This is a genomic window from Treponema primitia ZAS-1, from assembly GCF_000297095.1.
GTDB lineage: Bacteria > Spirochaetota > Spirochaetia > Treponematales > Breznakiellaceae > Termitinema > Termitinema primitia_A.
Window position 1 is genome coordinate 23,532 of record NZ_AEEA01000055.1, and the last position, 22,223, is coordinate 45,754.

The window sequence follows — 22,223 nt, forward strand, 5'->3', positions numbered from 1 at the left end:
TTCTTTAGCCTTACTTTTTGCTGTCGATATACTTCAGGAGATCCACAACCTTGTTGGAATAGCCCCATTCGTTATCGTACCAGGAAACTACCTTGAAGAACCGCTTCTCCCCGGGGAGATTATTCTGGAGGGTGGCAAGGCTGTCATAAATTGAGGTATGCGGATTGTGGATAATGTCCCGGGAGACAATTTCCTCATTAGCGTACTGCAGGATACCCTTAAGGTAGGTCTCACTGGCCTTTTTGAGGGCCGCGTCGATTTCCTGGATAGAAGTATCCTTAACGGACCGGAAGGTCAGGTCTACCACGGAACCCGTGGGGGTAGGTACCCGGAAAGACATACCGGTAAGATGACCCTTGGTGGAGGGAAGCACTTCCCCAACTGCCTTGGCCGCGCCGGTGGTGGAGGGGATGATGTTTTCCGCAGCAGCCCGGCCACCCCGCCAGTCCTTGGCGGAAACGCCGTCCACAGTTTTCTGTGTTGCCGTTAAGCTGTGGATGGTGGTCATAAGACCGGTTTCAATGCCGAACCCTTCTTTCAGGAGAACATGCACCAATGGCGCAAGGCAGTTAGTGGTGCAGCTTGCATTAGAAAGGACATGGTGCTTGGAAGGATCGTATTCCTCGTTATTTACCCCAATGACAAAGGTTTTAATGGGCTTGGAATCGTCGCCGGATTTGGCGGGAGCGGAAATAATGACCTTTTTGGCCCCCGCTTCGATATGTCCATAGGCTTTTTCATTGGTATAGAGGCCGGTGGATTCGATAACATAGTCAATCCCCAGGCTTTTCCAGGGCAATTCCGAGATACCGGACACGGATTTACCATTCAGGCACTTGATTTTGTGGCCGTTTACCACAAGAACATCGTCACCATCGGTACCGATATCCGCTTTCATCTGGCCCTGGGTAGAATCATATTTAAGCTGATAGGCAAAATATTTCGCATCGGTGGAAATATCCACCACCGCTACCACATCGATCTTATCTTTTCCAAGAAGTCCCTGACCCACAAGGGCCTGGAACACCAGACGGCCAATACGGCCAAATCCGTTAATAGCTACTTTCATCAAAACCTCCAATAGATAATTATATATACAATATATTAGAGGAAATACAAAAAAAAAACAAGTGGGGGACCTGTCAAATGAAGGGCAGAATGATAAAATTACGCTATTTTTGGAGAAAGCTTGCCGAAAAAACGAATTCCGTAGTATAATACTAGGGTATAGACTGATCCGTGATAAGGGGCTATACTTTATTTAATTTATATTAGATTTCAACCTTACGGGGTTATTTTGGGGGATGGGATGGCTGAAAATGTTATTACCGGCGCCAACGGTGCAGTTTATATCAATATTGATGAGGGACTAAAAAGGGTTATAAACAACGGAAAGCTCTTTGCAAAGCTTTTGACTAAATTTAAAACCAGTAATGCCGGTTCCCTGGACGAAGTCTTGAGTTTTGTTGCGGCCGGGGACTATGAAAAAGCCAAGATTTCAATACATACCCTTAAGGGGATCGCCGCCAATTTGGCCTTAACGGAGCTCTATAAACAAACCGTGGAAACAGAAGCCCAAATAAAGGCTGGCGCCCTGGATCCTGGTACCCAGGAATCGGTTAAAAAATGTTTTGCTGAAACGTTAGTTCTCCTTGATGAGGTAGTAGCAAAATATGGCGGATAGCATCAATAACCTCCCAACCGTACTGGTTGTTGACGATGTTGATATGAATGTTATGATCCTTGAGGAAATCCTGAAGGATAACTACAATATCATGACCGCCAGTAATGGGGTTGAGGCGCTGGATAAGCTGCATAAAGCCGATGTTCTCCCCAAGATCATCCTGTTGGACGTTTTTATGCCCGAAATGAACGGGTATGAATTGCTTGAAATCATGAAATCCGATAAGGCCCTCAAGCGGATTCCGGTTATTTTCATCACCACTTCGGATAACGAAAGCGAAGGTCTGGCCGCCGGCGCCGTGGATTTTATCAATAAGCCCTTCAATGAGGAAATCGTCAAGCTCCGGGTAAAGAACCAGCTTGAACTGAAAAATTACAGCGACAGTCTGGAAGATATGGTAGCCGAAAAGACCGCCGAAGCCACCGCTACCCTGGATAATACCCTGCAGGCCCTGGCGAATATCATTGAATACCGAAACCTGGAATCCGGCAGCCACGTCAAGCGGACCCAATTCTTCTGTAAGGCCCTGGTAGAGTATCTCCTGGAATCCGAGTCAGAATATGCCGCTGAACTCCGGGGTATGCAACCCGAAATAATCACCAAATCCATGGCCCTCCACGATGTGGGGAAGATTGGCATCCCCGACAAGATACTCCTCAAGCCGGGGAAATTGGACCCGGATGAATATGACATTATGAAAACCCATACGGTGGTTGGGAAGAACATTATTGAAGAAATGATGACCGCCGTAAAAGACAAGGATTCCATTTACCTCCGGCATTGCCGAAGTATAGCCTACAGCCACCATGAACGCTTTGACGGCAAGGGTTATCCTCAGGGTCTCCAGGGCTACGATATCCCCCTGGCTGCCCGGATAGCAGCCCTTTCGGACGTGTACGACGCCCTGGTTTGCGCCCGGGTTTACAAGTCCGCCATGTCCTATGATGAAGCCATTCACATCATCGTAGAGGGCAAGGGAACCCAGTTTGACCCGGTACTCACCGATGCGGTAATACAGATACAAGATAAATTCCAGGAGATTTCCCGAAGTAACCAATAGCAGCTAGGACGAGCTTGCACACAATACCTTAAAAGGCGTATACTATACTAAGACTCGGGGGTGCACCGGTTTCGACTGGTACGGTTCGGGGTGCAAGCTGCAGGTGGAGTGCCGATCTCCTGATTCGGCAAAATTTTAACTGCCAACAACGACAGTTACGCTTTCGCTGCGTAAGCAGTAGAGCGCGGAACCCGGCCCCGCCGCCTTGAGGGACCGGCTTTCCGTCGCAATCGAGGCTGGCCAATTCCCGGTTCCGGACGGGCTGCGGCGAGAAACTCCCGGAATACGGACAGGCCGCCCGCCGTGAAGCCAAGCCTACCCCGACAAAACAATTCACGGCTAAACCTGTAGACGTTTGTACTGCGCGTAGTAGGACAGGGGTTCGACTCCCCTCACCTCCAAAACTTTTGTCTCACCGTAAATCTTAACCGATAAATTTAAAAACCAAGTGGAGTCGAACCCCTGTCCTGCCCCGCTGCGGCCCAAGCAGGTGCGTAGGGCCGCAGCGGGGTCTTTGCCAAAAAGACACGAAGGTTCGACTCCCCTCACCTCCGACTCCCCTCACCTACATTTTCAGCTTTTTTCGCAGAATCTCCTTGAACTGCTGTGCCGATCGCGAATCCGGGTCTAAAACCAAAGCGGATTCGCAGTCCGCCAAAGCCTGAGGTAAATCGCCCAAGTGATAATAAGCCTGGCCCCGGCGGTACAGGCAGTAGTGTTGGTAGGGGTTTATATCGATGGACAGGGTAAAATCGTCCACCGCCTCTGAATATTGCTGGCGTACCGCCTTGACCAAGCCTCGGTAATAGGCCGACTTGTAGGACTTCGGGTCCAGTTTCAGCGATTGGGTAAAGTCCTCCACCGCATCTTCGTAATTGGACCGGGCAAAATTAGCCATCCCACGGTGCTTATGAACTAAGGCGCAGACTGAGCTATCGGGATTCATTTCCAGAATGCGGCTGTAAAAATAGATTGCCTCGTTAAACTGGTTCTTATTGTGGGCGTAAAGGGCATTCAGGAGGAGATCGTCCATGGATGCGCTATCCGTAACCCCTATACTGAATTCTGCGGGGATCCCATCCATTTTTTCTTCCTGATCCCCGGTGTCAAATAAAAAAGAATCCGTGGCGTCTTCTATTTTTTTGAAGAAAGAATACCGGCGTTTCCCAAATTCCTCATTTAACTGCCGCTGATAGGTTCTAATTTCCTTAAATATAATATCCGCCAGAGAAAGATTGGCGTTTATTGCTGCAAGTTTACGTTTCATCGGTTCGTCAAAGGGTGTAAATTCGGCTTTATAGACCAGTTCATGCTCCACCTCGGCCCAAGCATCCTGAAGTATGGTACGGACTTGAACCTCCGCTACATCACAGCCGCAATCACCATACTTTTCTATCAAATGGGGGGGGATTTTAACCAGGATATGGGTAGATTCATAACCAAATTCTTTAAAAGAATAGTTAGATCCCTTCTTTTCAACTTCAACAATATCAAAAATCTTTGTTAGCAGGGCCTCTACCGTATCAACTTCCTCAAGAAAGGGGCATACAATACGGATGCCGATCAGGTCGGTAATCCGGGGCATCCCATCTTTCACGGGAATTTTAGCCTGAAGTTCCGAGGATTGGCTGTTAAGAATGCGGATGTACTTTTTAAAGAAACTGTTAAAATCCTTTGGCCTGCCCTTAATGGTGGGAGGAGAAGGGAGTTCCTGAACCGCCTGTTCGATTAATTCCCGTAATTCCTTGGTGACATTGACCATGGCCTCGCTGTGCCGTTCATACTGTTTCTGAAGGATATGACGATCCGGAAGTTTGAATTTTTCCATCAATGTTTTCCTTAGCTTAAAAAAAAACTGTCTGGAAAATCGTAATGATTTTCCAGACAGTCAAACAAATCTTAGTGGACTCTAACCAAGCTTTGGGAGCCCCCCACCGAACTTATTGCTGGTCCGTAGTGGGCGCCGGAGTAAAGGAATTCTCGGTAGCCTGTTTCTGATTTTCAAGATACCGCAATACCTGATCGTGCCCAAACTGTTCCATTTCGTATACTTTCTTCGCAGTTTCCCGATCCCGAATTATGCCCCAAAGAGCCTCATCATCAATATCCCGGTCTGTATCAAGAACCGCTTTATCGTAGATAATCTTTACATCCCTGAAATATCCAATGAAATCCCCGCCTTCCCTCGCGGCATCCCGCTGAACAAGGAAGCCACCAAACTTCACAAAGGGAGTCGCCTCGGGATACAAGGGATAGATACGCAAATCCCGGTTCCGTATAGCCTGAACATATTGGGGATTTTCCCAGCGAAGTTCTCCCCAGCCGTCAAAATTGACATAACCCATAAATATCGACTTCTTGTTCCCCTGGGGATCAACAAGAATGGTAGAAAGGCCGTGGGGGAAATTAAGGCCATAAACGTCAACCGCTACCGATTTGATAGCTCCTACGTTCTTTACCACACCATACCCGTCTTCAAAGCGGGAAGGACCGGTAAAATCGTTATCCTCGGCAGGCTGGATATTTCCATCATCATCGACCTCTGCCTGAGCTTCGTACGCAGGAATATCAAAGGGCGGCCTGATAATAGCCCAAGAATTAAATGGTTCCACAGGGAAATGAATCCGTACACCCAGAACGGTACCGTATTGCTTGGAAGGAGCCTCGGAAGTGTAACTTCGGGCAACATTCCCAACGGTACGGGAAGATGACGCTAGGTCAATCTCCCAATTGGTTATGGCAAGGGATGTTTTCATCACCTGTTTTTGTTCGGTGGTGAAGCTGCCGCCGGCTACGGTACCATAATCCATCATGGTCCTCCGGTTTTCATTAGGCTTTGCGCCATCACTGTCATCATTGACCGTGATATCCGCTGCAAGTTTGGCGAAATCGATCAGTACGGCTTCGTCAGCAAACACCGCTCCGGCGGTAAACAACGCTACAGTGACTAGAATGAATATCCTTTTCATTCACTGCTCCTTTCATTTAATGATCATAGAACTAGATACTAAAAAGTATACGAATTCTTTATTCTTTGTCAACGCTCTTCCGATTAAATATCGGCAATACCGACAAATTTTTCACGAAATTTTTCGGAATATGCCTCGTGTCCGGCTATAAACAACCGTACATCCTTAACATACGAAAAATTCCGTCTAATACCTCCATAAAGGGTGTATAAGCCGGTAAAAACATCCGCCCCGTTCAGGGGAGCCAGAGCCGCAGACTCCGACAGGTCTGCGTATATCACCCCATCCCGGTATAACAAAGATTCAAGCCGGGTTCCCTTGGAAAAAAGCGGCGCCGAATCCAGAGAAACCGGCCCTAACAACGCCTCTTTCACGTACCGGCTAATAACGTTTTCCCGGGATCCGGTTTGGGACACCATACGGTCTTCCACTACCGGGATCCCAGTATCTATAGAATAAAATACAAAGGTCCGCCTGACAAGCCCTAAAATAAGAAAATCGGCAAAAGCTAGAATTCCAAGAAGGCACAGGTACATAAACCGACGCTGCGCTTTTTTTTGCAGGAATCTTGCGGCGGCGGCCGGGAAGTCCTTGATAAAACCTTTCATTCGATGTTGGTAAATCCTCCGGAACGTTCAAACACGGTGACAAACTGTGTTATACCTTTATATAACGCTTGGGAAAATTTCATCAAGTAGGTCTCGTTGGTCATGAGGAGGGCGTCGGCTTCGTTGGTGACAAAGCCAAGCTCTACCAGTATGGAGGGCATACGGGCGTTGCGTACCACAAACCATTCTTCCGCCTTGATGCCCCGGGATGGGATTACAGGACCAAGGGTTTCCTTGAACTGGTTCAGGATGAGTTGGGCCATGGTGATGCTTTCTGTGGTGAATTCCTCTTCCATCATATCATTGAGGATATGGCCTACCTCGGCGGAATCCGCATACTTTGACTCATCAATTACCGTTCGGCGGTAATCCGGGCTGAGGTACCATACTTCGTAACCCCGGGCAGCCTTGCTAAAGGATGCGTTTGCGTGAATTGATATGAAGACTATGGCTTCGTTCTCCCTAAGGGGGACCGAATTGGCGATGACCACCCGGTCTTCTAAGGAAGGATACGTATCGGCGTTTCGGGTGAGGAGTACCTGCTTATCCGGATAGGCGGCTTTGAGCATGGCGTGGAGATTCCGGGAAACCCTGAGGGTAAGATCCTTTTCTACCAGGGTGAACTGCCGTCCGTTGACATTATGGGTCCCGGACGCCCCGTTGTCCTTGCCCCCATGGCCGGGATCCACGATGATGGCGGCAATGCGGAAACGGGATAGTTCATTCTGCATATATTCGTCCAGGTTTTTTTTGGTGGCGCTTACAAATTCCCCGGGAAAATGGAGAGTTCCCCCTTCAAGATACGGTACAGGAAGGGTGAGTATATCCCGGTTATCCAGCAGAGCCATACCCTGGGCGCCGGCGTTTCCGGTTTGAAAAGCCAGATAATGCCCTCCGGCGGATAAGACCCCGGCCCGGAACAGGGGATCCCAGCGGAGTTCCGCCCCCAATGCTTTTAGGGTTTCCTCCAGACTAAGCGCCGCCGGTGAGGCTGCCCCAGCTTCTTCTGAAAACAAGCCCGGCGAGATATTCATGAAAAGAAGCACAAGGCAAGCGCCGAAAAATCGCATTTTGCAACGAAGTTTCCCGCACAGGTACCGCCCCGGCTGATGCATTCGCCTACTCATAGCTTGTTCTGTCCTCGCTTTTTGTTCAATTTCTTACGGGTTATTTCCTGTTTCTTAAGGAGGGTATCGATAAAATACATTCCCCCCTGATATCCCCCCCGAATCAGGGCATTCCAAAAATTACGATCCAGGACTATCCCGTGGATTTCTCCTTCCATTATCGGCAAAGCCAGTCCGGTTATGACCCGTATTATCTCAAGGCTTTCCCGGGGGGTTCTTCCGGCATAATCCCGTATTTTACATCCCGTAAATTCCGGAAACGGGTGGATCCCAATAAGCGGCAAATCACCGGCAGCCGCGTGGAGGAGATCCGGAATAGGCTGTACGGGGATCGAGTTCAGGGCGGCATGAATATCCGGTGGGAGGCTAAAAGCGTCCGGGGGGAAGGCATCGGCGTGGAAGGCGAGGAAGGCATCGGTTTCCCTCTGATTTATATCGAGACGGATCACTATTTTCCGGGCGGCGTTTTCTGCGGCGTTTACCGCAGCTTTCCGGGAAGGGGCGGCGCTAATGATGTTGCCGCACTTGGTAACGTTGTTTTCCGGGAAGCGGACCAAGCTACCCTCGGCTATACGGAGGAAGATATTTTTTACGTACCTGGTTTTACGGGCCTGGTCCAGACCGTGGATGGAATGGACCTTGCCGGGGATGGAGATGAAGGCGCGCTCGGCGCTGGTCCGGTTCCGATCCGGCCCGGGTGACCAGGGGCGGCCCAGGGCGGCGAGGATGGCGCCCCTGGTTACTTCTACACCGGAAGCGTAGGGATAGGTCCAGCCGGACATATAGCCTCCGGAAAGACGGGCGGCTATTTCCCCAATCATGGGGCCCCGGGCGGTGAGCTTCAGGTCCCCCTTGGCGGCGCCGTATCCGGCGCTAATACCCAGGGAACGTACCCCGGCAAAAAAAACTTCCAGGAGCGATTTGATAACGGCGCTGTCCTGGGCGCTCGGCATGGTATGGCCCATCTCAATAAAGTACGGGGGGTAAAAGATATGGCGATCTGCAAAACCACAGACCATGATGTTTTCGTTGTTAACAATGGCGTCCACAGAAAATTCCGGGCCGTCCATGAACTCCTCCACAATAGCCTTGCCGGACCGGGAGAATTCCAGAGCCTCCGGAAGGGCATCGGTTAATTCCTTTGAGGAATTTACCCGGCGGCAGCCCCGGCCTCCCATGTTATCCACCGGTTTTACCACCACCGGAAAATCGAAGGGGAGTTTTTTCGGGGATCTACCCAGGGATTTCGTGGTGAAGGTGGTAAATTGAGGCGAGGGAACTCCGGCGGCGGCAAAACAGCGGCGCATCCGGTCTTTGTTAGAAGCATTGAGGGCTGCAGCGTATGGAATGCCGGGAAGCCCCAATTTTTCCGCTGCCCAGGCTACGGTGGCGGAAAAATCAGTTCCCGCGGTCATAACCCCAGCCAGACCTCCATGGGATTGCAGTGTCGCGCCCAGGGTTTGGATCCCCTCCTTGTCCTTAAGATCGATGCACTCAAAACGATCCGCCTTGGCTGCCTCCGGCGCCCGGGGATCCCCATCTACCACAACCGTATAAAGCCCCATATCCTTGGCTATGGATATGGCAGGGCCCTGCATAATCCCTGCGCCGAGGATCAAGAGCCGTTTTCCTGAACATTCAGATGTCATGGTAACCTCACTTTTACTGCGTAACATTCAAAGGTATCTCCCAGACCAAATAGGCAGCTCAGATGTAACAGAAGATTCCAGATGAACCCTCCCCTCCTGAACCTATTCCCCAGGGGAAAACGCTCAGGGTGATGGCCGGTAACCTGGATCTTTTTTAGCTTAAATCCATACCGGGCCAGGAGCTTCCTGCATATACCGGGGCGCCATACCGTCCAATGATCCTGGGGACTGTTTTCAAGAAAAGTTCCCGGAGATTTTTTTCCCGAAATACCCGAAGAAGAGGGTGTTGAAAAGGCAAGTACCCCTCCGGTTTTAAGGAGCCGGTTAATCTCCTCCAATACCGGACGAAGATCCGCAAAGTGTTCGATCACATACCAAAGGGTAATTACCTCAAAGCTTTCCTCTCCTTCCGATTCCTGCAGGGATGGGTCCGGAAAAAATCCAACCTGGGCGGGTATCCCCAACTCTTCCCTAACATAATGAACCGCGTCCGCCGCGGGGTCGATACCCTGCGGGGAAAATCCTTCACCACGGGCGGCGCTTAAAAAAGGGCCGTAGGCACAGCCTATGTCCAAAAGCCGTGCGCCCTGCCCTGCCCTGCTACCCAGGATGTGTTTAATAACGGCGAGCCGTTTTTTCCCGGCGGCGATTAGATTGGGAAAATCCTCAAGATACGTTTTTCCGTATTGTTTTTTATAAAAGTCAAAAAAGTAATCGGTTTCATATTCTATTGCCGGAGGGGAAGATCGAAGCATGTAGATCATACCGCAGCGCCTGCAGCGCCGGTATGTACGGCCGGGAAAGCGGGCTGGGGTTTTCCGGCTGCCGGGGGCGCCACAGGCTGGGCAGCTTGTAGCGGAATTGCCCCCATGGTTTCGGGGACTGGTGAAACCTGCCAGAAGATCCCCAAGGGTTTGCCCGGGAGCAGTATCCAGGCCAAACCGGGAAGCGATACTTTCACAGCGCCCGGCGAGGGCGTTTAGAAAATTCGTATCGGAGAGGAATTGCCCGATACGGCCGGCGGCGGCGGAACCGGTTCCGGCGGAAAAAAACCCGGCATTGCGGGCCAGCTTTTCATGGTAGCTCCCGGGGGAAACCAGCAGCACCGGAAGGCGGGCATGGATAGCCTCAAAGGCGCAGAGGCCGAAATGGGTGACAAGAAGATCATATTCCGCCAGATGTTCCCGAAGTTCCGGAATTCCCTTTGGAATAAAGACAATATTTGAAAAAGCCTTGAAAGCTTGCGCCGTATTCAAGCGAAGTCCCGGGGCAATAAGGGTGATTTCAAGTTTGTTTTTGCGGGAACTTTTCCCCAAGGCCATGGCCGCAGGAAAACTAAGGCCCGCAGCATCCTCGGCCCCGAAGCTGATAAGCACCCGTAAGTGGCTGTCCGTATTATAAAATGAGGGCCGGCGCTTAACAGGCAGGGGTATCATGGACGGGGCGGTGATATTGGGAAGATCCTCCCGGCACGTATAAAGGTTGGGAAGAATATCGATAAGAAAATCGAAACTTCTCCGGTACGGCCCTCCCTCATCAATGCCAACCAGGGGCGCCAAGGCAGACCAGGACGCTGCTTCTTCGGGACTTGTCCGGAATTTATCAAGGATAATAAAGTCCCATCCTTTTTCCGGCCCCGGGGATTTTCGCGGATCCTCCAGACGTACCCAGGATTCACCGTTTAGACCGGCTATCCCAAGCAGTTCCCAATTATGGCCTTCGGGCAAAAAGAGGAAAGCCTCCCGCCCGGCCCTGCGGAGGGAGCGGACCAGGGCGGCGCTGCGGACAAGGTGCCCCCCGCCGCGGTTTTTTTCAAGCGCCGGAACGACCAAAAGAGATCCGACTGTCACCGAGGTGTCACTTTAAGAATAGTATCAGTAACGGAAACAGAATTACTGTTTTGAAATGTTTTCCGAAAAACAGAAATAATCGTTTCACCGTTACTTCGTTCGTCCATGGATAGGGGTGATAATGCGCAGTATAATTGTTGGGACCGCGCGTAGTCTTCTGCGGTGTCCACCGTAAGCCGGATCTCCGGTCCTTGCCAGATCCGCGGCGCCAGGGGACGGTGAAGGAGAAAGCGTTCACTGTGATTGTAGAGGAAGGGGCAGACGTGTTCACGTTCCGCTTCGCTACTCGCTTCTTCCCCGGCTTGTAAGAGAGCGCGGGCCCTGACAACTTCGACTCCAGCGCCGTAGGGCAGAGCGGCGTAACCCGCATAGTCGGCACCCATTGCTTGAGTTTCCCGCAGCAAAGCGGAGGCGGCGTCGGCAAAAACAAAGGGGTTATCGCCGGTGGCCCTGATGACCCAGTCTACGGAATAATGGCGGATGGCTATACAGTAGCGGCGGAGTACATCGAACTTAGGCCCGCCCATGAGCTCAAACCCGGCGGACCCAACCAGGGGCCCAAAGGCGGCAAGACTGTCATCGGGACAGGCCAGGATATGGAGATCCGCGGGGATCATTTTTGCAGCCTCCATAACCCGCAGGAGCATGGGCTTTTCTCCAAGGGGAAGCAGGGCTTTATTGGGTAGCCTTGAGGAATCAAGACGGCCCTGAAGAATAAGGGCAGTCACGGTTCGGAATCCCCCGTTTCTTGTTCCCATAGGCCGGTAAGGATACGGGCATCCCGTTGAAACCGATGGCCGTTAGCGCTTACCCACTGCCGGTTTTCCTGAAATTCCTCCCATGCCACAACAGGGTCTCCGCCGGTCTTGCAAAAGTAAGACGGGAAAAGCCGCAGGGGGATATGGGCTGAATCCTTTCGAAAAACCGGAGCCACATTTCGGAGATAAAAGCGGCGGTATCCAGCGTCTGCGGAGGTATCCTCCGGTTCCGCTTCTCCATCGTAGGACAGCCGAACCAGTTGGGTACCGCGGATCTCCTCCCCCCATAAATGGGAACGAAACCCGAAGTCCATAAGCTGCCAATAGGGGTTTTTAAGGGCCCCGTCAAATCCCCCTAGGTGAATAAACCGTTTCCGGTCGTAAATGCCCACCCCATCAAAGGGATAGAGAGAAGGTTGGGCTTCTATCTGGGGTGAAAAATGCAAGGCCTTAACGGAGTTTCGAAGCTTCCAAAACAGTTTTGAACGGTATCGCGCCGGGGTGGTAAGGGTTGGCAGGGTCTCCATTCTGGAATTCTGGATAACCGGTACCGTACAAAGCCGTCGTATGGGACTGTTCCCGGGGGGCGACTTGAGCAATTCTTCCCCGGAAAGCCGGAGCCAGGCTGCAATTTTGGCGGCGTCCCCGCCATGGAGGATACGGAGATCATTCCAGAGAACAAAAAAAAGGGGGCTTTCTATTTCCGTTACCGCCAGATTTATCTGTTCACCCAAATTAATAGTGTCTTTAAGGATTATAAACCGCACAAAGGGAAAGCGCCCGGAAAGTTCCTCCAGATCGTAACGGTCATGGGGTCCCTCAAGGGAAATAATACAATCAAACCCCGCTTTTTCAAGTTCCATAAAAAGGGTACGCCGGGGATACCGTCCTCCGCGATTGAGGAGTATGGCCGAAACCCCTGTAGAGGTGCTGCGAAGGGCGCCCCCCACAGCGGTATACGAGGGCATGGTTTCATTAAAAATTGTAGGTATAGTATTCATCGCACTCCGCGCAGGGACCCTTGTATTGATTAGTATTATTCTCGGCGCCCTCTTGAAAAGAGCACTGTTCCCGGTATAAGCGTACACCCCGCTCCCAGATGGTTTCCAGATTTTCGGTAAAGGCATTGCCCAGAGTTTCCCCGCCGTTCAGCGTTTCCCGGCACTGGGGAACCCGGCCATCCATGAGGATAACCATATCCCGCATGAGATGCCAACAGGGGCGGCGCTGTACCGGGGAAAGATCCGAAGCCTGCAATTTGGGCAGGGCGCCGCAAAAATCATCATACTTTTGGATAATTATCTGAGCCCCCGCATCTTTCCAGAACCGGTAGAACTGTTCGATGTCATCCTCCGCGCCTTTAACGCGGACCGCCTGAACATAGCTGCTCTCCGGGAAAAGGGTTATCAAGTTTTTCGCACATTCCGTAGCTTCGGTAAAGCCGGGCCCCCGGATTTCCCGGTACCGCTTGCTGTCCGCCGCGTCCAGGGACACAATCCAGGACAGGGGGGCCATATTTTGTCTCCCCGGCGCTGCCCGTGAAGCCGCAAGTGCCAGAGCTTCAAGCTCCGTTTTTTTCCAGCCCAGGCCGGAAGTTTCGATGACGCCGGAAAGGCCGGGCCGGTCAAGGATAGCGGCGATGAGCTCCTCTTTTTGGGGATGGAGGGAAAGCTCCCCCCATAGGGAAATATCAATAACCGCATCGCCGGAAAAAGCGCTGATTTTATCCAGAAGTCCGGCGAACAAACGGGGTTCCAGGAAGTCCTTCGTTGCAAGCAACTCGGCGCCGAATTTCGGGTAGGGGCAGAGGGAACAGGCCTGGGGACAGGGCCCGGCCGCCTGGACCGTATAAAACACCGGGAGGGTCCGCAGTAATTCAGGATGGGCGGGGATGATCCGCTCGGCGTCCGCCGCAGAAGAAAGGCCCGCTTCCATCAGCCGGGAGAGGAGGAGCGTGTTACGCCGGGAATCCGCCGTAAGGCTTAAACGATGGACCCGCAAATCTATAGAAGAAATCTCCGTTTCTATATCAAAGGCGTTGATATCCTTTTGTATCACCTGAAACAGGGCGTCCCGTTCCACCGGCCCGTCATCGCCGCCAATTATCTTAGCCAGGATCCCCGCGGTTCCCGGGGAAAGCAGTTCCGGCGCAAGGCCATAGGGCCAGCCATCGGCGTAGGAATATTCCGCCCCGTAGCGCAGATGCCGCTCCGCGATACTCCCCGCTAGAACCGGGTCCAGCAGCGGGCAATCCGCCCAGGCAAAGTAGCTGAGATCAAAGCCTGCGGATTGCTGGGAAATTTCCTCCAGGAGGCTTTTTCTCGTCCACGAAGGCTTGTAAACCCCGGTAAGATCCGGGGGCAGGGAACAATCCTCCCCTTCAAGCCCTAGAAAGAGTATCCTCTCCGTACCGGGAAACCGCCGAGCCCGTTCAAAGGTCAGGGTGAGGGCATTTTTGCCATTAAAAACCGGGGCGAGGGCTTCAGGAGAAAGGCTAGCGCCGAACAAAACAGTGATGGCTTTCATACTATCTAATATATCGGCAATTACGGGGATAGGCAAAACCCTATTACGCAGCGCCGGTTCCAATTTAGGAATAACCACTGACCACACAAACTAATTAATGATGTCCGTGTGGTCCGTGCTTTTATATTCCCACTTCCTACTTCCGCCTTCCCTTGCTATACTACCCCCTATGGATGGCTCCCGTAAACTAACCGTATCGGAACTCACCGACCAGATCCGGGCGACCCTGGAAAACGCCTTTGGTCCGGTAATTGTGGAGGGGGAGCTTTCCAATTGCCGGCCTTCCAGTACGGGGCACCTCTACTTTACCCTGAAGGATTCGGGGGCCGCTATTTCCGCGGTGATGTTCAAGAACCAGCTTCGGAACCTGGGCTTTGAGCCACGGGACGGGATGCTCCTGCGGGTGCATGGGCATATTTCGGTGTACGCACAGCGGGGAAGCTACCAGATAATCTGCGAGGAGATGGAGGAGGCCGGCGCCGGGGATATCCTTGCCCTGCTGGAAAAGCGGAAACGGGCGCTGGCTGCGGAGGGTCTCTTTGACGAGGACCGGAAGAAGCCTATCCCCCGCTTTCCCCGGGTGGTTGGGGTGGTAAGCTCCCCCACCGGGGCGGCGCTGCGGGATATACTCAACATACTGGCCCGGCGGGCCGGGGGCATCGGGGTAGTCGTCCTTCCCGCGCCGGTCCAGGGTACCGAAGCGGCGGCCATTATTGCCCGGCGTATCGAACAGGCCAACCAATGGAAGCTGGCGGATGTGCTTATCGTAGGCCGGGGCGGAGGTTCCCTGGAGGACCTGCTGCCTTTTTCGGAGGAAGCGGTGGTTCGGGCTATTGCGGCATCGAAGATTCCCGTGGTAAGCGCCGTGGGGCACGAGATAGACTGGGCTCTTTCGGATTTTGCAGCGGATCTCCGAGCCCCTACCCCTTCGGCAGCGGCGGAACTGGTCAGCGCCAACCGGGCGGAGATTTTGGAACAGGTGAAGCGGGCCGGAGAAATCCTGCGGGAAACCATGGATGCCCGGCTCGATAGGGCGCGGCTCTTGATCAAGCCCTTCGGCATAGAGGATCTGGAATACCGGTTCAGGGGGATACTCCAACCCAGGCTGGTGCGCTTTGACGATGCCAAGGAAGCCCTGCTTGAAAACCTGTCGGAAAGGATTAGTGATATGCGCCGCCGCCTTGAGCTGGCCCGGGTAAACATAGAGGCGGCCAACCCCCGGGCTATTCTGGAACGGGGATTTTCGGTGGTGCTCCGGGAAAAGACCGGGAAAGTACTGCGCCATGCCGGGGAAACCAAGAGCGGCGAAAGGCTTATCATACGTCCCCTGGAGGGGATTATCACCGCAACTACTGAAACGGTGGAAGTTCCGGTGTTGGAGGATACATGAAAAACTTTGAAGAACGGCTGGAACGGCTGGAAGAACTGGGCGAAGCGATACGCAAGCCGGATATTCCCCTGGACGATGCCCTTAAAGCCTTTGAAGAGGGGATCAAATTGGCGCGAACCCTGGAGAAGGACCTGGAAAAAGTAGAGAGCCGTATCGAGATACTGATGAACGGTCCTGAGGAAAAACCAGAGGCCCGGCCGGAACTGGGTCTCTTTGACGACGAGGACTAATATGGCCGACAATTTTGGCAGCCAAAATACCCATATCCATCTGCTTCCCCCGGAGGAGGCCCGGAAGATCGCCGCCGGAGAGGTGGTGGATCGTCCTGCCGCTTTGGTGCGGGAATTTCTTGACAATGCCATTGACGCCGGGGGAACCACCATAGAGCTCCTCATTGACGGCGGGGGGATACGGCGTACTGAAGTTTTGGACAACGGGAACGGTATGGAAAGGGAGGATCTGGTTCTCTGCTGGCAGACCCATGCCACCAGCAAGATCCGTTCCCTGGAGGACCTGAACACTGCGGAGACACTTGGGTTTCGGGGGGAGGCGCTGGCCGCTGCCGCTGCGGTTTCCCGGCTGGAAATCCTTACCAGTACCGATGGACGGGAGGCATGGCGGCTCACAGTCGGTCCTGCCGGGAGTGGATTTAGTTCCGGCGGCGGACTTCAGTCCGAAGAGTACCGGATAGAGCAGTTCCGCCGGGCCAAGGGGACCAGCGTCCGCGCCCTGGGGCTTTTCGATACCATCCCTGCCCGCAAGCGTTTTCTTAAACGGGAGGGAAGTGAAGCCGCCCTTTGCAGACAAATTTTTATTGAAAAAGCCCTGGCCTTTTATTCCCTAAACTTCCGGTTTACCCAGGATGGAAACCTCAAACTCTATCTCCAGGCAGTTTCAAGCCTGAAGGAACGGTTCGCCAATGCCTTACTGGAAAAGCAGGAGGGTGTCTTTCTCCACGAGATCAACGCCCAGGGAGAGGGGTTTAAAGTTACAATCGTTGTTGGCGGTCCGGAATTATTCCACAGCGACCGGCGGCATCAGTATATCTTTGCCAACGGCAGAAGGATACACGACTATTCAATGCTCCAAGCCCTGGAATACGGAACCCAGGGGTGGTTTCCTAACGGAACCCATCCGATAGGGGCGGTGTATATTGACATCGATCCCTCCCTGGTGGATTTCAATATCCATCCGGCTAAACGGGAGGTCCGGTTCAAAGATCCCGGAACCATCCATCATGGTATAAGTTCTGCACTACGTAATTTCTTGCACCACAATGATTTAGCTACCCGAGACCAAGAGGAAGACCAGCCCCGCCAATTCGCCCTACCCTACGGATCGGCTACGCCACCGGCCGCCGCCGGCTTTTCCGGCAGATCGGCGCCTAGCAACGCTGCCTATGCAGCAAACGCTGGGTATACAGCGAACACCGCCTCCATGGCCCTGGAAGCGCTGCTGGAAAAACCGCCGGTGTTCACTCCCCTGCCCGGGCGCGGACTGGGGGATACTGCACTGTACGCGGCGCCTGCCGACGGAGATTCAGATGGGATGGCGGGGAGCGTAACGTCGTTGTACGCAGCGGAACCCAGGCCGGCCTACGGCGGTTCCGGTGGTGTAGTAAAACTGCGGCTTGCGGGACGGATCTTTAAGCTTTTTATCCTGGCGGAATTGGGGGATCGGCTTTTCATCATCGACCAGCACGCCGCCCATGAGCGTATCCTCTACGACCGTTTTCTCAGCAAGCCCATACCTATACAGGAACTGTTGGTACCCATGCCATTCTCCACGGAAAGCGAGGAGGACGATATGTTCCTCGCCTCCAAGCAGGAGGAACTGAAAAAACTGGGGATCATCATAAACAGTGATGCTGACGGCAGCTGGATCATCGAGGCCCTGCCCGCGGGCTGGCAGTTGGGGGACGGCGAGACCCTGGATGAGATCCTCAAACTAAAAACTGCGGGGAAAAACATGGCGGAACACTGGGCCGCCACCCTTTCCTGTCACGGCGCAATAAAAGACGGGGACTACCTGGATGATACCGCCGCCCTTGAGCTGGCTGAGGCCGCCCTGGCCTTGAAGATCCCCCGCTGCCCCCACGGACGCCCCCTATGGGTCGAAGTGAGCAGGGAGGATCTATTCCGGGGAGTACAGCGGGTCTAAAAGCCGCCGGCAACTATCGTTTAAAAAGCCATTCCTCGGAGCCGAACTTTTCAGCCGCCAGTTCTTTAGTCCGCGCTTCTTCCGCTGCATTTGGGGTTTCCGGATTCAGTGAAAGATTCAGTATACGGCGGAAACCCTCCGCCAGTGAAGCGGCGGCTTTATCAAAGCTAATGTTCAGGCCCTCCGCCCGGAGGCTGGTAACCCGGCTCTTTACATCTTCGATGAGCTTGCCCTTCAGTTTTTCTGCGGGGACCTGGAGGAGTTCAAACATCAGATCCACATCGTTGTCCAGCAGAACCGTTCCATGCTGGAGTATACAGCCCATGCGGCGGGTCTGGGCGTTGCCGGATATTTTTCGGCCCCCCACAAGCACATCGTTGATCGGCGCAAACCGGGCATCCAGGCCCAGGAGCTTAAGACCTTCGATGATGCCCCCGCAAAACCGTATGTAGAAATCGTTAAAATCCTGCTGTGCCAGTGGATGGGTTACGGGCATAATAATACTGTAGGTAAGTTCGGCCTGATGAAAAACCGCCCCGCCTCCGGAGATACGGCGGACCACATCTACCCCGTGTTTTTTACAGGCATCAAGATCAACTTCTTCATGCAGCCCCTGAAAATAGCCTATGGACACCGCCGGGGGTTTCCAGCCGTACAACCTGAGGCATGGGGTACCGCCCCGGGCAGCCGATTCCAGAAGCGCTTCGTCCAGGCCCATGTTATAGTATCCATCGTGGCAGCCGGACTCCAGGAGCCGGAATGGATAGGGCGGCGGCGTTTCCACAGCCGGTGCCATCAGCCGGTTTCCCCTGCCGAAGTTTTCCAGGCGTCTAAGGCGTGGTAACTGGTCCGGGCCAGGGGCGCGGATACCACAGCGGAAAAGCCCCGTTCCCGGCCTTCCCGCCCGTAATCGGCGAATTGTTCCGGGGTAATATACTCCACCAGGGGGATCTGTTTTTCCGATGGCCTGAGATATTGGCCGAGGACCAGAATATCCACCCCCGCAGCGCGGAGTTCATCCATGGCCGCCAGGACTTCCTGTTTTTTTTCACCAAGCCCTAGGAGGATGCTGCTTTTTGTTACCAGCCCAAGGGCTTTAGCCGCCCTGAGGGTAACAAGGCTTTTGTCAAAGGAAGCCCGGCTGTCCCGGATATGCTGCAGGGACCGGACGGTCTCCACGTTATGGGCCGCCAGATCCAGGCCGGCGGCAGCAATGGGGGTAAATTCTTCGGCGGTATAATCCGGCGTGAGGGCTTCGACCTTTACTTCCGGTAGCCGTTCTTTAACGGCCCTAATGCAGGCGGCAAAATGATTCGCCCCCCGGTCACTGAGGTCATCCCGGTCCACGGAGGTCAGAACCAGGTATTTTAAGCCCAGCTCTTCCACGGCGGCCGCAATTTCAGCCCCCTCTGCTTCCCGGGGAGGCTGCCCTTCCCGGCCGGTTTTTACGGCGCAGAAACGACAGCCCCGGGTACAGATATCCCCCAGGATCATAACGGTGGCGGTTCCCAGACCCCAGCACTCACCCTTATTAGGGCAATGAGCTTCGTCACAGACCGTATGGAGACGGTGTTTGTCCAGGATCAAACGTACTTTTTTGCTGCTATCACCGGTAGGAATCCGGGACCGGATCCAGTCAGGCTTCATACTCTATGGGTTTTCCTTTAATTCCTGGAGTTGCTTGAGGTTCCGGAGTTTGAAGGTGGCCTTTTCCTGGATTTGACGGACCCGTTCACGGGTAATGCCCAGGAGCTTGCCGGTTTCTTCCAAGGTCAGAGGCCCCTCCCCTGCAAGACCAAAACGGAGCTGGATGATCTTCATTTCCCGCTCGGACAGGTAGGAGAGGATATCTTCCATGGTTTCCTGGAGGGTCATGGAGAAGACCATCTCGAAGGGCTCCTGCATGGTGTCGTCTTTAATCAGGTCCGCAAGCCGGGTAAGGTTACCGTCGTCTACAATAGTATCCAGACTGGTGGTCTCCTGGGAGAGTTTGACAATCTCCTTGACCTTGTTAATGGGGACGCCTAGATATTCCGAAAGTTCTTCATCGCTGGGGTCCCGGCCCAGATCCTGGGTTAGCTGTTTTGCAACAAAGTAACATTTTTTAATGGTATTCAACATATGTATGGGGATCCGGATAACCCGGCCCTTATCGGCAATGCTTTTGATGATGGCCTGCCTAATCCACCAGGTACCGTAGGTAGAGAAGCGGCAGCCCCGGGTATAATCGAAGCGCTCAACCGCCTCTATAAGCCCGATATTCCCCTCATCAATTAAGTCCAGCAGGGAAAGTCCCCGGTGCTGGTAATTTTTTGCAATGGAAACCACCAGACGCAGATTAGAATTGATCATATGATTTTTATGGCGCAAAAGGGATTCCTCCAGATTGGATCGTTCCACTCTGTAGACATCGTCCTTTTCCTTTTCATCATAGATATCTTCTAATTCATGGATTTTTCTGCGGATAGTTACAATTTTTTCGCCTATCCCCTGTTCTTCCTGAACGGTTAAGAGAGGGAATTTAGAAATTTGTTTAAAATAGAGCGCCAGGGGATCTGACTCTTTGACGGGTCTCGATTTTTTGGCCATTTTTTGTAATCCAGGATTTTGCATCCTCTTTTTATTCCCCTCATTGGTTAGGTGGAAAACAACCCCTTCTTTTTTTTCATATTTCTCTATCTTACCTGTTTTTAGTAATGTTTTTGTCATTATAACACCCTTTTAAGGCTTTAGCTATCTTTTTCGAATGAAAGTGAAAAATTCATCTAACTCCTTGGGGCCGCAGCGGGATCAACCGAAACATTATTTTGATATACCAGGAAGAACAGCTGCGGTTTTTCCGACAACGCGTCCATACCCAAGCGTCCTAATTCTGTTCCCGGATTAACCCGGTCGCCCTCTCTTACGGATAAACTTTCACAACCGCCGTAAACGTACAAATAACCTCCTGTAACTTGAATTATGGTAACCTTCCCAAATCCCCTATAGGGTCCCGCGGATATTACCACCCCCTGGGTCAGACTTTTTACCGGTTCATTCCGTTCTCCAAGGAGGACAACCCCGTTTAACTTTCCGGTCATATAGGCCATTTCCCGGGCAACAATAGGCCAGGGTACGGACATATCAATGGTTCGACTCACGGTGGAACGGATTTCTGTCCCGGTAATAGTTTCTATCGGAGGAATTATAGGAACCGGTCCGGAAAGTACCGGCCCGGGTGATCCGGTTTGGGGGATATGCAAAACATCCCCTATTTTCAGGGTATATCTTTCTGAAAGTCCATTGGCCGAGAGAAGGGTTTGCATGGAAACTCCATACTGCCGGGCTATACCGTAAAGGGTTTCACCCCGGGTAACCCGATGATCCGTAACCCGGTGGTCTATTGAAGAGACCGACGCAGTACCGGGAATACGGATCCGCTGACCAACCCGAATTCTCCCCGCATTATCAATACCGTTAAGATTCAGAATCTCCTGAAAGTTAACCCCATAGGTACGGGCCAATGAATAGATGGTATCACCCCCCTGGACAATATGGATTGTTTCCTCCGCGGGAAGCTTCGCTGGAAAAACAACAGCTGCCAGAACCGCCGAGACCACTAAAATCAGCCATGAAAAACGAAACCGAAGATTCATATTCGTCCATTATCGGCAAGTTTTTCATTTTTTATAACCCTGTCACTGCAATATATATCCGATAAATACTCCGAGTACAAGTTTGTTTTAGTAAAATCTCACCATTTAGTGAAATATAACCAATTTTTTCAATACAAAAAACAAAATGGGGTTATATTAAGATACAAGGAGCATGTATGGCAATAGAAATAGAGCTGAAAGCCCATGTGGTGGATCACCGGGCCTTAAAAAGCAGAATTTCCCTTCTGACGTCATCCAGCCCTCTCTCTTTTGAAAAGGATGATTGCTATTGGGTCGCAACTTGCAACGAAGTTCCCCAAGGTATTCCCAAATCCGGAGTACGGGTACGCCGGGAAAAGCATTGGCGGGATGAAGCGGAAAAAGAGGAAAAAATCCTGATAACATACAAATCCAAGGAAATCCGGGATGGAATCGAAATAAACGACGAACGGGAATTCGCCGTTTCCAATGGGGAGACCTTCACGGAGCTCCTTAAACGGCTGGGACTTGAACCGGGGATACGAAAACACAAACAGGGCTGGGCCTGGATATACGGAAATGTCCATGCGGAACTCTGCGAAGTTTCGGGTTTGGATCGTAATCTGGGTTGGTTCGCAGAACTGGAAATATTGGCGGATGATGCCGGGACCGAAACCGTGGCCGCCGCCCGGAAACAGCTGCTGGAACTATTAGAAAAACTCAACATATCCAAGGACAGTATCGAAGAACGGTACTATTCGGAGCTTCTTTCCCCCCCTATGGACCCCTTAACTTAGTTTCGAGAACGCACAATACGAAGTATGGGGG

20 protein-coding genes and 1 other RNA gene are annotated in these 22,223 nt (G+C 52.6%); 7 read left to right on the plus strand and 14 right to left on the minus strand.

The features are described 5' to 3' along the window. Positions 1-10 precede the first annotated feature (10 nt). Entirely contained in the window at positions 11-1,069 is a 1,059-nt protein-coding gene (gene gap / locus TPRIMZ1_RS0109740; RefSeq protein WP_010258381.1) for a type I glyceraldehyde-3-phosphate dehydrogenase, read from the minus strand. Between the two features lie 240 nt (positions 1,070-1,309). On the opposite strand from gap, the gene TPRIMZ1_RS0109745 reads away from it, so the two are divergent. The 3 genes from TPRIMZ1_RS0109745 to ssrA all read left to right on the plus strand — a co-directional run bounded on the left by TPRIMZ1_RS0109745 (position 1,310) and on the right by ssrA (position 3,148). Next, positions 1,310-1,684 (plus strand): Hpt domain-containing protein, encoded by a 375-nt coding sequence (locus tag TPRIMZ1_RS0109745; protein ID WP_010258383.1) that lies wholly within the window; start codon positions 1,310-1,312, stop codon positions 1,682-1,684. Continuing rightward, positions 1,674-2,744 (plus strand): HD-GYP domain-containing protein, encoded by a 1,071-nt coding sequence (locus tag TPRIMZ1_RS0109750; RefSeq protein WP_010258385.1) that lies wholly within the window; start codon positions 1,674-1,676, stop codon positions 2,742-2,744. The genes TPRIMZ1_RS0109745 and TPRIMZ1_RS0109750 overlap by 11 nt, the downstream gene beginning before the upstream one ends. Positions 2,745-2,800: 56 nt before the next feature. Next, positions 2,801-3,148: a transfer-messenger RNA gene (gene ssrA, locus TPRIMZ1_RS20055) on the plus strand. Between the two features lie 161 nt (positions 3,149-3,309). Here ssrA and TPRIMZ1_RS0109760 read toward each other — a convergent pair. The 9 genes from TPRIMZ1_RS0109760 to TPRIMZ1_RS0109800 form a co-directional block, all read right to left on the minus strand. Then, the gene (locus tag TPRIMZ1_RS0109760; protein ID WP_010258390.1) at positions 3,310-4,572 is read right to left on the minus strand and encodes a tetratricopeptide repeat protein; all 1,263 of its coding nucleotides are present in this window, start codon (positions 4,570-4,572) and stop codon (positions 3,310-3,312) included. 112 nt (positions 4,573-4,684) lie between these two features. Beyond that, the gene (locus TPRIMZ1_RS0109765) at positions 4,685-5,713 is read right to left on the minus strand and encodes a flagellar filament outer layer protein FlaA (protein WP_010258392.1); all 1,029 of its coding nucleotides are present in this window, start codon (positions 5,711-5,713) and stop codon (positions 4,685-4,687) included. An 83-nt stretch (positions 5,714-5,796) separates the two neighbouring features. Then, positions 5,797-6,321, minus strand: a complete 525-nt coding sequence (locus tag TPRIMZ1_RS0109770) for a GerMN domain-containing protein (protein WP_010258394.1) — start codon at positions 6,319-6,321, stop codon at positions 5,797-5,799. After that, positions 6,318-7,436, minus strand: coding sequence for an N-acetylmuramoyl-L-alanine amidase (locus TPRIMZ1_RS0109775; RefSeq protein ID WP_010258396.1), 1,119 nt, complete (start codon positions 7,434-7,436; stop codon positions 6,318-6,320). Before TPRIMZ1_RS0109775 ends, TPRIMZ1_RS0109770 begins: the two co-directional genes overlap by 4 nt. 8 nt (positions 7,437-7,444) lie before the next feature. Continuing rightward, positions 7,445-9,097 carry an ATP-grasp domain-containing protein gene (locus TPRIMZ1_RS0109780; protein ID WP_038078424.1) on the minus strand — a complete coding sequence of 551 codons (1,653 nt, stop codon included), beginning with the start codon at positions 9,095-9,097 and terminating at the stop codon, positions 7,445-7,447. Next, positions 9,094-10,947: a class I SAM-dependent methyltransferase gene (locus tag TPRIMZ1_RS0109785; RefSeq protein WP_157784212.1), complete on the minus strand. Its 1,854-nt coding sequence runs from the start codon at positions 10,945-10,947 to the stop codon at positions 9,094-9,096. Before TPRIMZ1_RS0109785 ends, TPRIMZ1_RS0109780 begins: the two co-directional genes overlap by 4 nt. Then, complete coding sequence (locus TPRIMZ1_RS0109790; protein ID WP_010258400.1) at positions 10,944-11,675, minus strand: cytidylyltransferase domain-containing protein; 732 nt, start codon at positions 11,673-11,675, stop codon at positions 10,944-10,946. The genes TPRIMZ1_RS0109785 and TPRIMZ1_RS0109790 overlap by 4 nt, the downstream gene beginning before the upstream one ends. Then, entirely contained in the window at positions 11,672-12,706 is a 1,035-nt protein-coding gene (locus TPRIMZ1_RS0109795) for a hypothetical protein (protein WP_010258402.1), read from the minus strand. Before TPRIMZ1_RS0109795 ends, TPRIMZ1_RS0109790 begins: the two co-directional genes overlap by 4 nt. After that, positions 12,681-14,231, minus strand: coding sequence for a spiro-SPASM protein (locus TPRIMZ1_RS0109800; protein WP_038078431.1), 1,551 nt, complete (start codon positions 14,229-14,231; stop codon positions 12,681-12,683). The genes TPRIMZ1_RS0109795 and TPRIMZ1_RS0109800 overlap by 26 nt, the downstream gene beginning before the upstream one ends. A gap of 169 nt (positions 14,232-14,400) precedes the next feature. Between TPRIMZ1_RS0109800 and xseA the strand changes: the two genes are divergently transcribed. Genes xseA through mutL form a run of 3 tightly spaced genes read left to right on the plus strand, consistent with a single transcriptional unit; the run spans position 14,401 to position 17,781 of the window. Beyond that, positions 14,401-15,621: an exodeoxyribonuclease VII large subunit gene (xseA, locus tag TPRIMZ1_RS0109805; protein ID WP_010258407.1), complete on the plus strand. Its 1,221-nt coding sequence runs from the start codon at positions 14,401-14,403 to the stop codon at positions 15,619-15,621. Beyond that, entirely contained in the window at positions 15,618-15,851 is a 234-nt protein-coding gene (gene xseB, locus TPRIMZ1_RS0109810; protein ID WP_010258409.1) for an exodeoxyribonuclease VII small subunit, read from the plus strand. Before xseA ends, xseB begins: the two co-directional genes overlap by 4 nt. A 1-nt stretch (position 15,852) precedes the next feature. Next, positions 15,853-17,781: a DNA mismatch repair endonuclease MutL gene (mutL, locus tag TPRIMZ1_RS0109815; RefSeq protein ID WP_010258412.1), complete on the plus strand. Its 1,929-nt coding sequence runs from the start codon at positions 15,853-15,855 to the stop codon at positions 17,779-17,781. A 13-nt stretch (positions 17,782-17,794) separates the two neighbouring features. Here the strand turns inward: mutL and TPRIMZ1_RS0109820 are convergent, their stop codons facing one another. From TPRIMZ1_RS0109820 to TPRIMZ1_RS0109835, 4 genes are all read right to left on the minus strand, one after another. Beyond that, positions 17,795-18,577, minus strand: a complete 783-nt coding sequence (locus tag TPRIMZ1_RS0109820; RefSeq protein ID WP_010258415.1) for a lipoate--protein ligase family protein — start codon at positions 18,575-18,577, stop codon at positions 17,795-17,797. Then, positions 18,577-19,428, minus strand: coding sequence for a lipoyl synthase (gene lipA / locus TPRIMZ1_RS0109825; RefSeq protein WP_010258416.1), 852 nt, complete (start codon positions 19,426-19,428; stop codon positions 18,577-18,579). Before lipA ends, TPRIMZ1_RS0109820 begins: the two co-directional genes overlap by 1 nt. 3 nt (positions 19,429-19,431) lie before the next feature. Continuing rightward, positions 19,432-20,370 (minus strand): sigma-70 family RNA polymerase sigma factor, encoded by a 939-nt coding sequence (locus tag TPRIMZ1_RS0109830; protein ID WP_038078434.1) that lies wholly within the window; start codon positions 20,368-20,370, stop codon positions 19,432-19,434. A 176-nt stretch (positions 20,371-20,546) separates the two neighbouring features. Beyond that, positions 20,547-21,416, minus strand: a complete 870-nt coding sequence (locus TPRIMZ1_RS0109835; RefSeq protein WP_010258419.1) for a M23 family metallopeptidase — start codon at positions 21,414-21,416, stop codon at positions 20,547-20,549. Positions 21,417-21,592: 176 nt separating this feature from the next. On the opposite strand from TPRIMZ1_RS0109835, the gene cyaB reads away from it, so the two are divergent. Further along, positions 21,593-22,192 carry a class IV adenylate cyclase gene (cyaB, locus tag TPRIMZ1_RS0109840; RefSeq protein WP_010258421.1) on the plus strand — a complete coding sequence of 200 codons (600 nt, stop codon included), beginning with the start codon at positions 21,593-21,595 and terminating at the stop codon, positions 22,190-22,192. Positions 22,193-22,223 lie beyond the last annotated feature (31 nt).

What these genes read in the sequence shown, in the direction of transcription:
- mutL (WP_010258412.1), top strand. Translation starts at nt 15,853, where the DNA reads ATGGCCGACAATTTTGGCAGCCAAAATACCCATATCCATCTGCTTCCC.
- cyaB (WP_010258421.1), top strand. Translation starts at nt 21,593, where the DNA reads ATGGCAATAGAAATAGAGCTGAAAGCCCATGTGGTGGATCACCGGGCC.
- TPRIMZ1_RS0109795 (WP_010258402.1), bottom strand. Translation starts at nt 12,706, where the DNA reads ATGAATACTATACCTACAATTTTTAATGAAACCATGCCCTCGTATACC.
- TPRIMZ1_RS0109835 (WP_010258419.1), bottom strand. Translation starts at nt 21,416, where the DNA reads ATGAATCTTCGGTTTCGTTTTTCATGGCTGATTTTAGTGGTCTCGGCG.
- TPRIMZ1_RS0109775 (WP_010258396.1), bottom strand. Translation starts at nt 7,436, where the DNA reads ATGCATCAGCCGGGGCGGTACCTGTGCGGGAAACTTCGTTGCAAAATG.
- TPRIMZ1_RS0109830 (WP_038078434.1), bottom strand. Translation starts at nt 20,370, where the DNA reads ATGGCCAAAAAATCGAGACCCGTCAAAGAGTCAGATCCCCTGGCGCTC.
- xseA (WP_010258407.1), top strand. Translation starts at nt 14,401, where the DNA reads ATGGATGGCTCCCGTAAACTAACCGTATCGGAACTCACCGACCAGATC.
- TPRIMZ1_RS0109745 (WP_010258383.1), top strand. Translation starts at nt 1,310, where the DNA reads ATGGCTGAAAATGTTATTACCGGCGCCAACGGTGCAGTTTATATCAAT.
- TPRIMZ1_RS0109765 (WP_010258392.1), bottom strand. Translation starts at nt 5,713, where the DNA reads ATGAAAAGGATATTCATTCTAGTCACTGTAGCGTTGTTTACCGCCGGA.
- TPRIMZ1_RS0109750 (WP_010258385.1), top strand. Translation starts at nt 1,674, where the DNA reads ATGGCGGATAGCATCAATAACCTCCCAACCGTACTGGTTGTTGACGAT.
- xseB (WP_010258409.1), top strand. Translation starts at nt 15,618, where the DNA reads ATGAAAAACTTTGAAGAACGGCTGGAACGGCTGGAAGAACTGGGCGAA.
- TPRIMZ1_RS0109760 (WP_010258390.1), bottom strand. Translation starts at nt 4,572, where the DNA reads ATGGAAAAATTCAAACTTCCGGATCGTCATATCCTTCAGAAACAGTAT.
- TPRIMZ1_RS0109770 (WP_010258394.1), bottom strand. Translation starts at nt 6,321, where the DNA reads ATGAAAGGTTTTATCAAGGACTTCCCGGCCGCCGCCGCAAGATTCCTG.
- TPRIMZ1_RS0109820 (WP_010258415.1), bottom strand. Translation starts at nt 18,577, where the DNA reads ATGGCACCGGCTGTGGAAACGCCGCCGCCCTATCCATTCCGGCTCCTG.
- TPRIMZ1_RS0109800 (WP_038078431.1), bottom strand. Translation starts at nt 14,231, where the DNA reads ATGAAAGCCATCACTGTTTTGTTCGGCGCTAGCCTTTCTCCTGAAGCC.
- lipA (WP_010258416.1), bottom strand. Translation starts at nt 19,428, where the DNA reads ATGAAGCCTGACTGGATCCGGTCCCGGATTCCTACCGGTGATAGCAGC.
- TPRIMZ1_RS0109780 (WP_038078424.1), bottom strand. Translation starts at nt 9,097, where the DNA reads ATGACATCTGAATGTTCAGGAAAACGGCTCTTGATCCTCGGCGCAGGG.
- gap (WP_010258381.1), bottom strand. Translation starts at nt 1,069, where the DNA reads ATGAAAGTAGCTATTAACGGATTTGGCCGTATTGGCCGTCTGGTGTTC.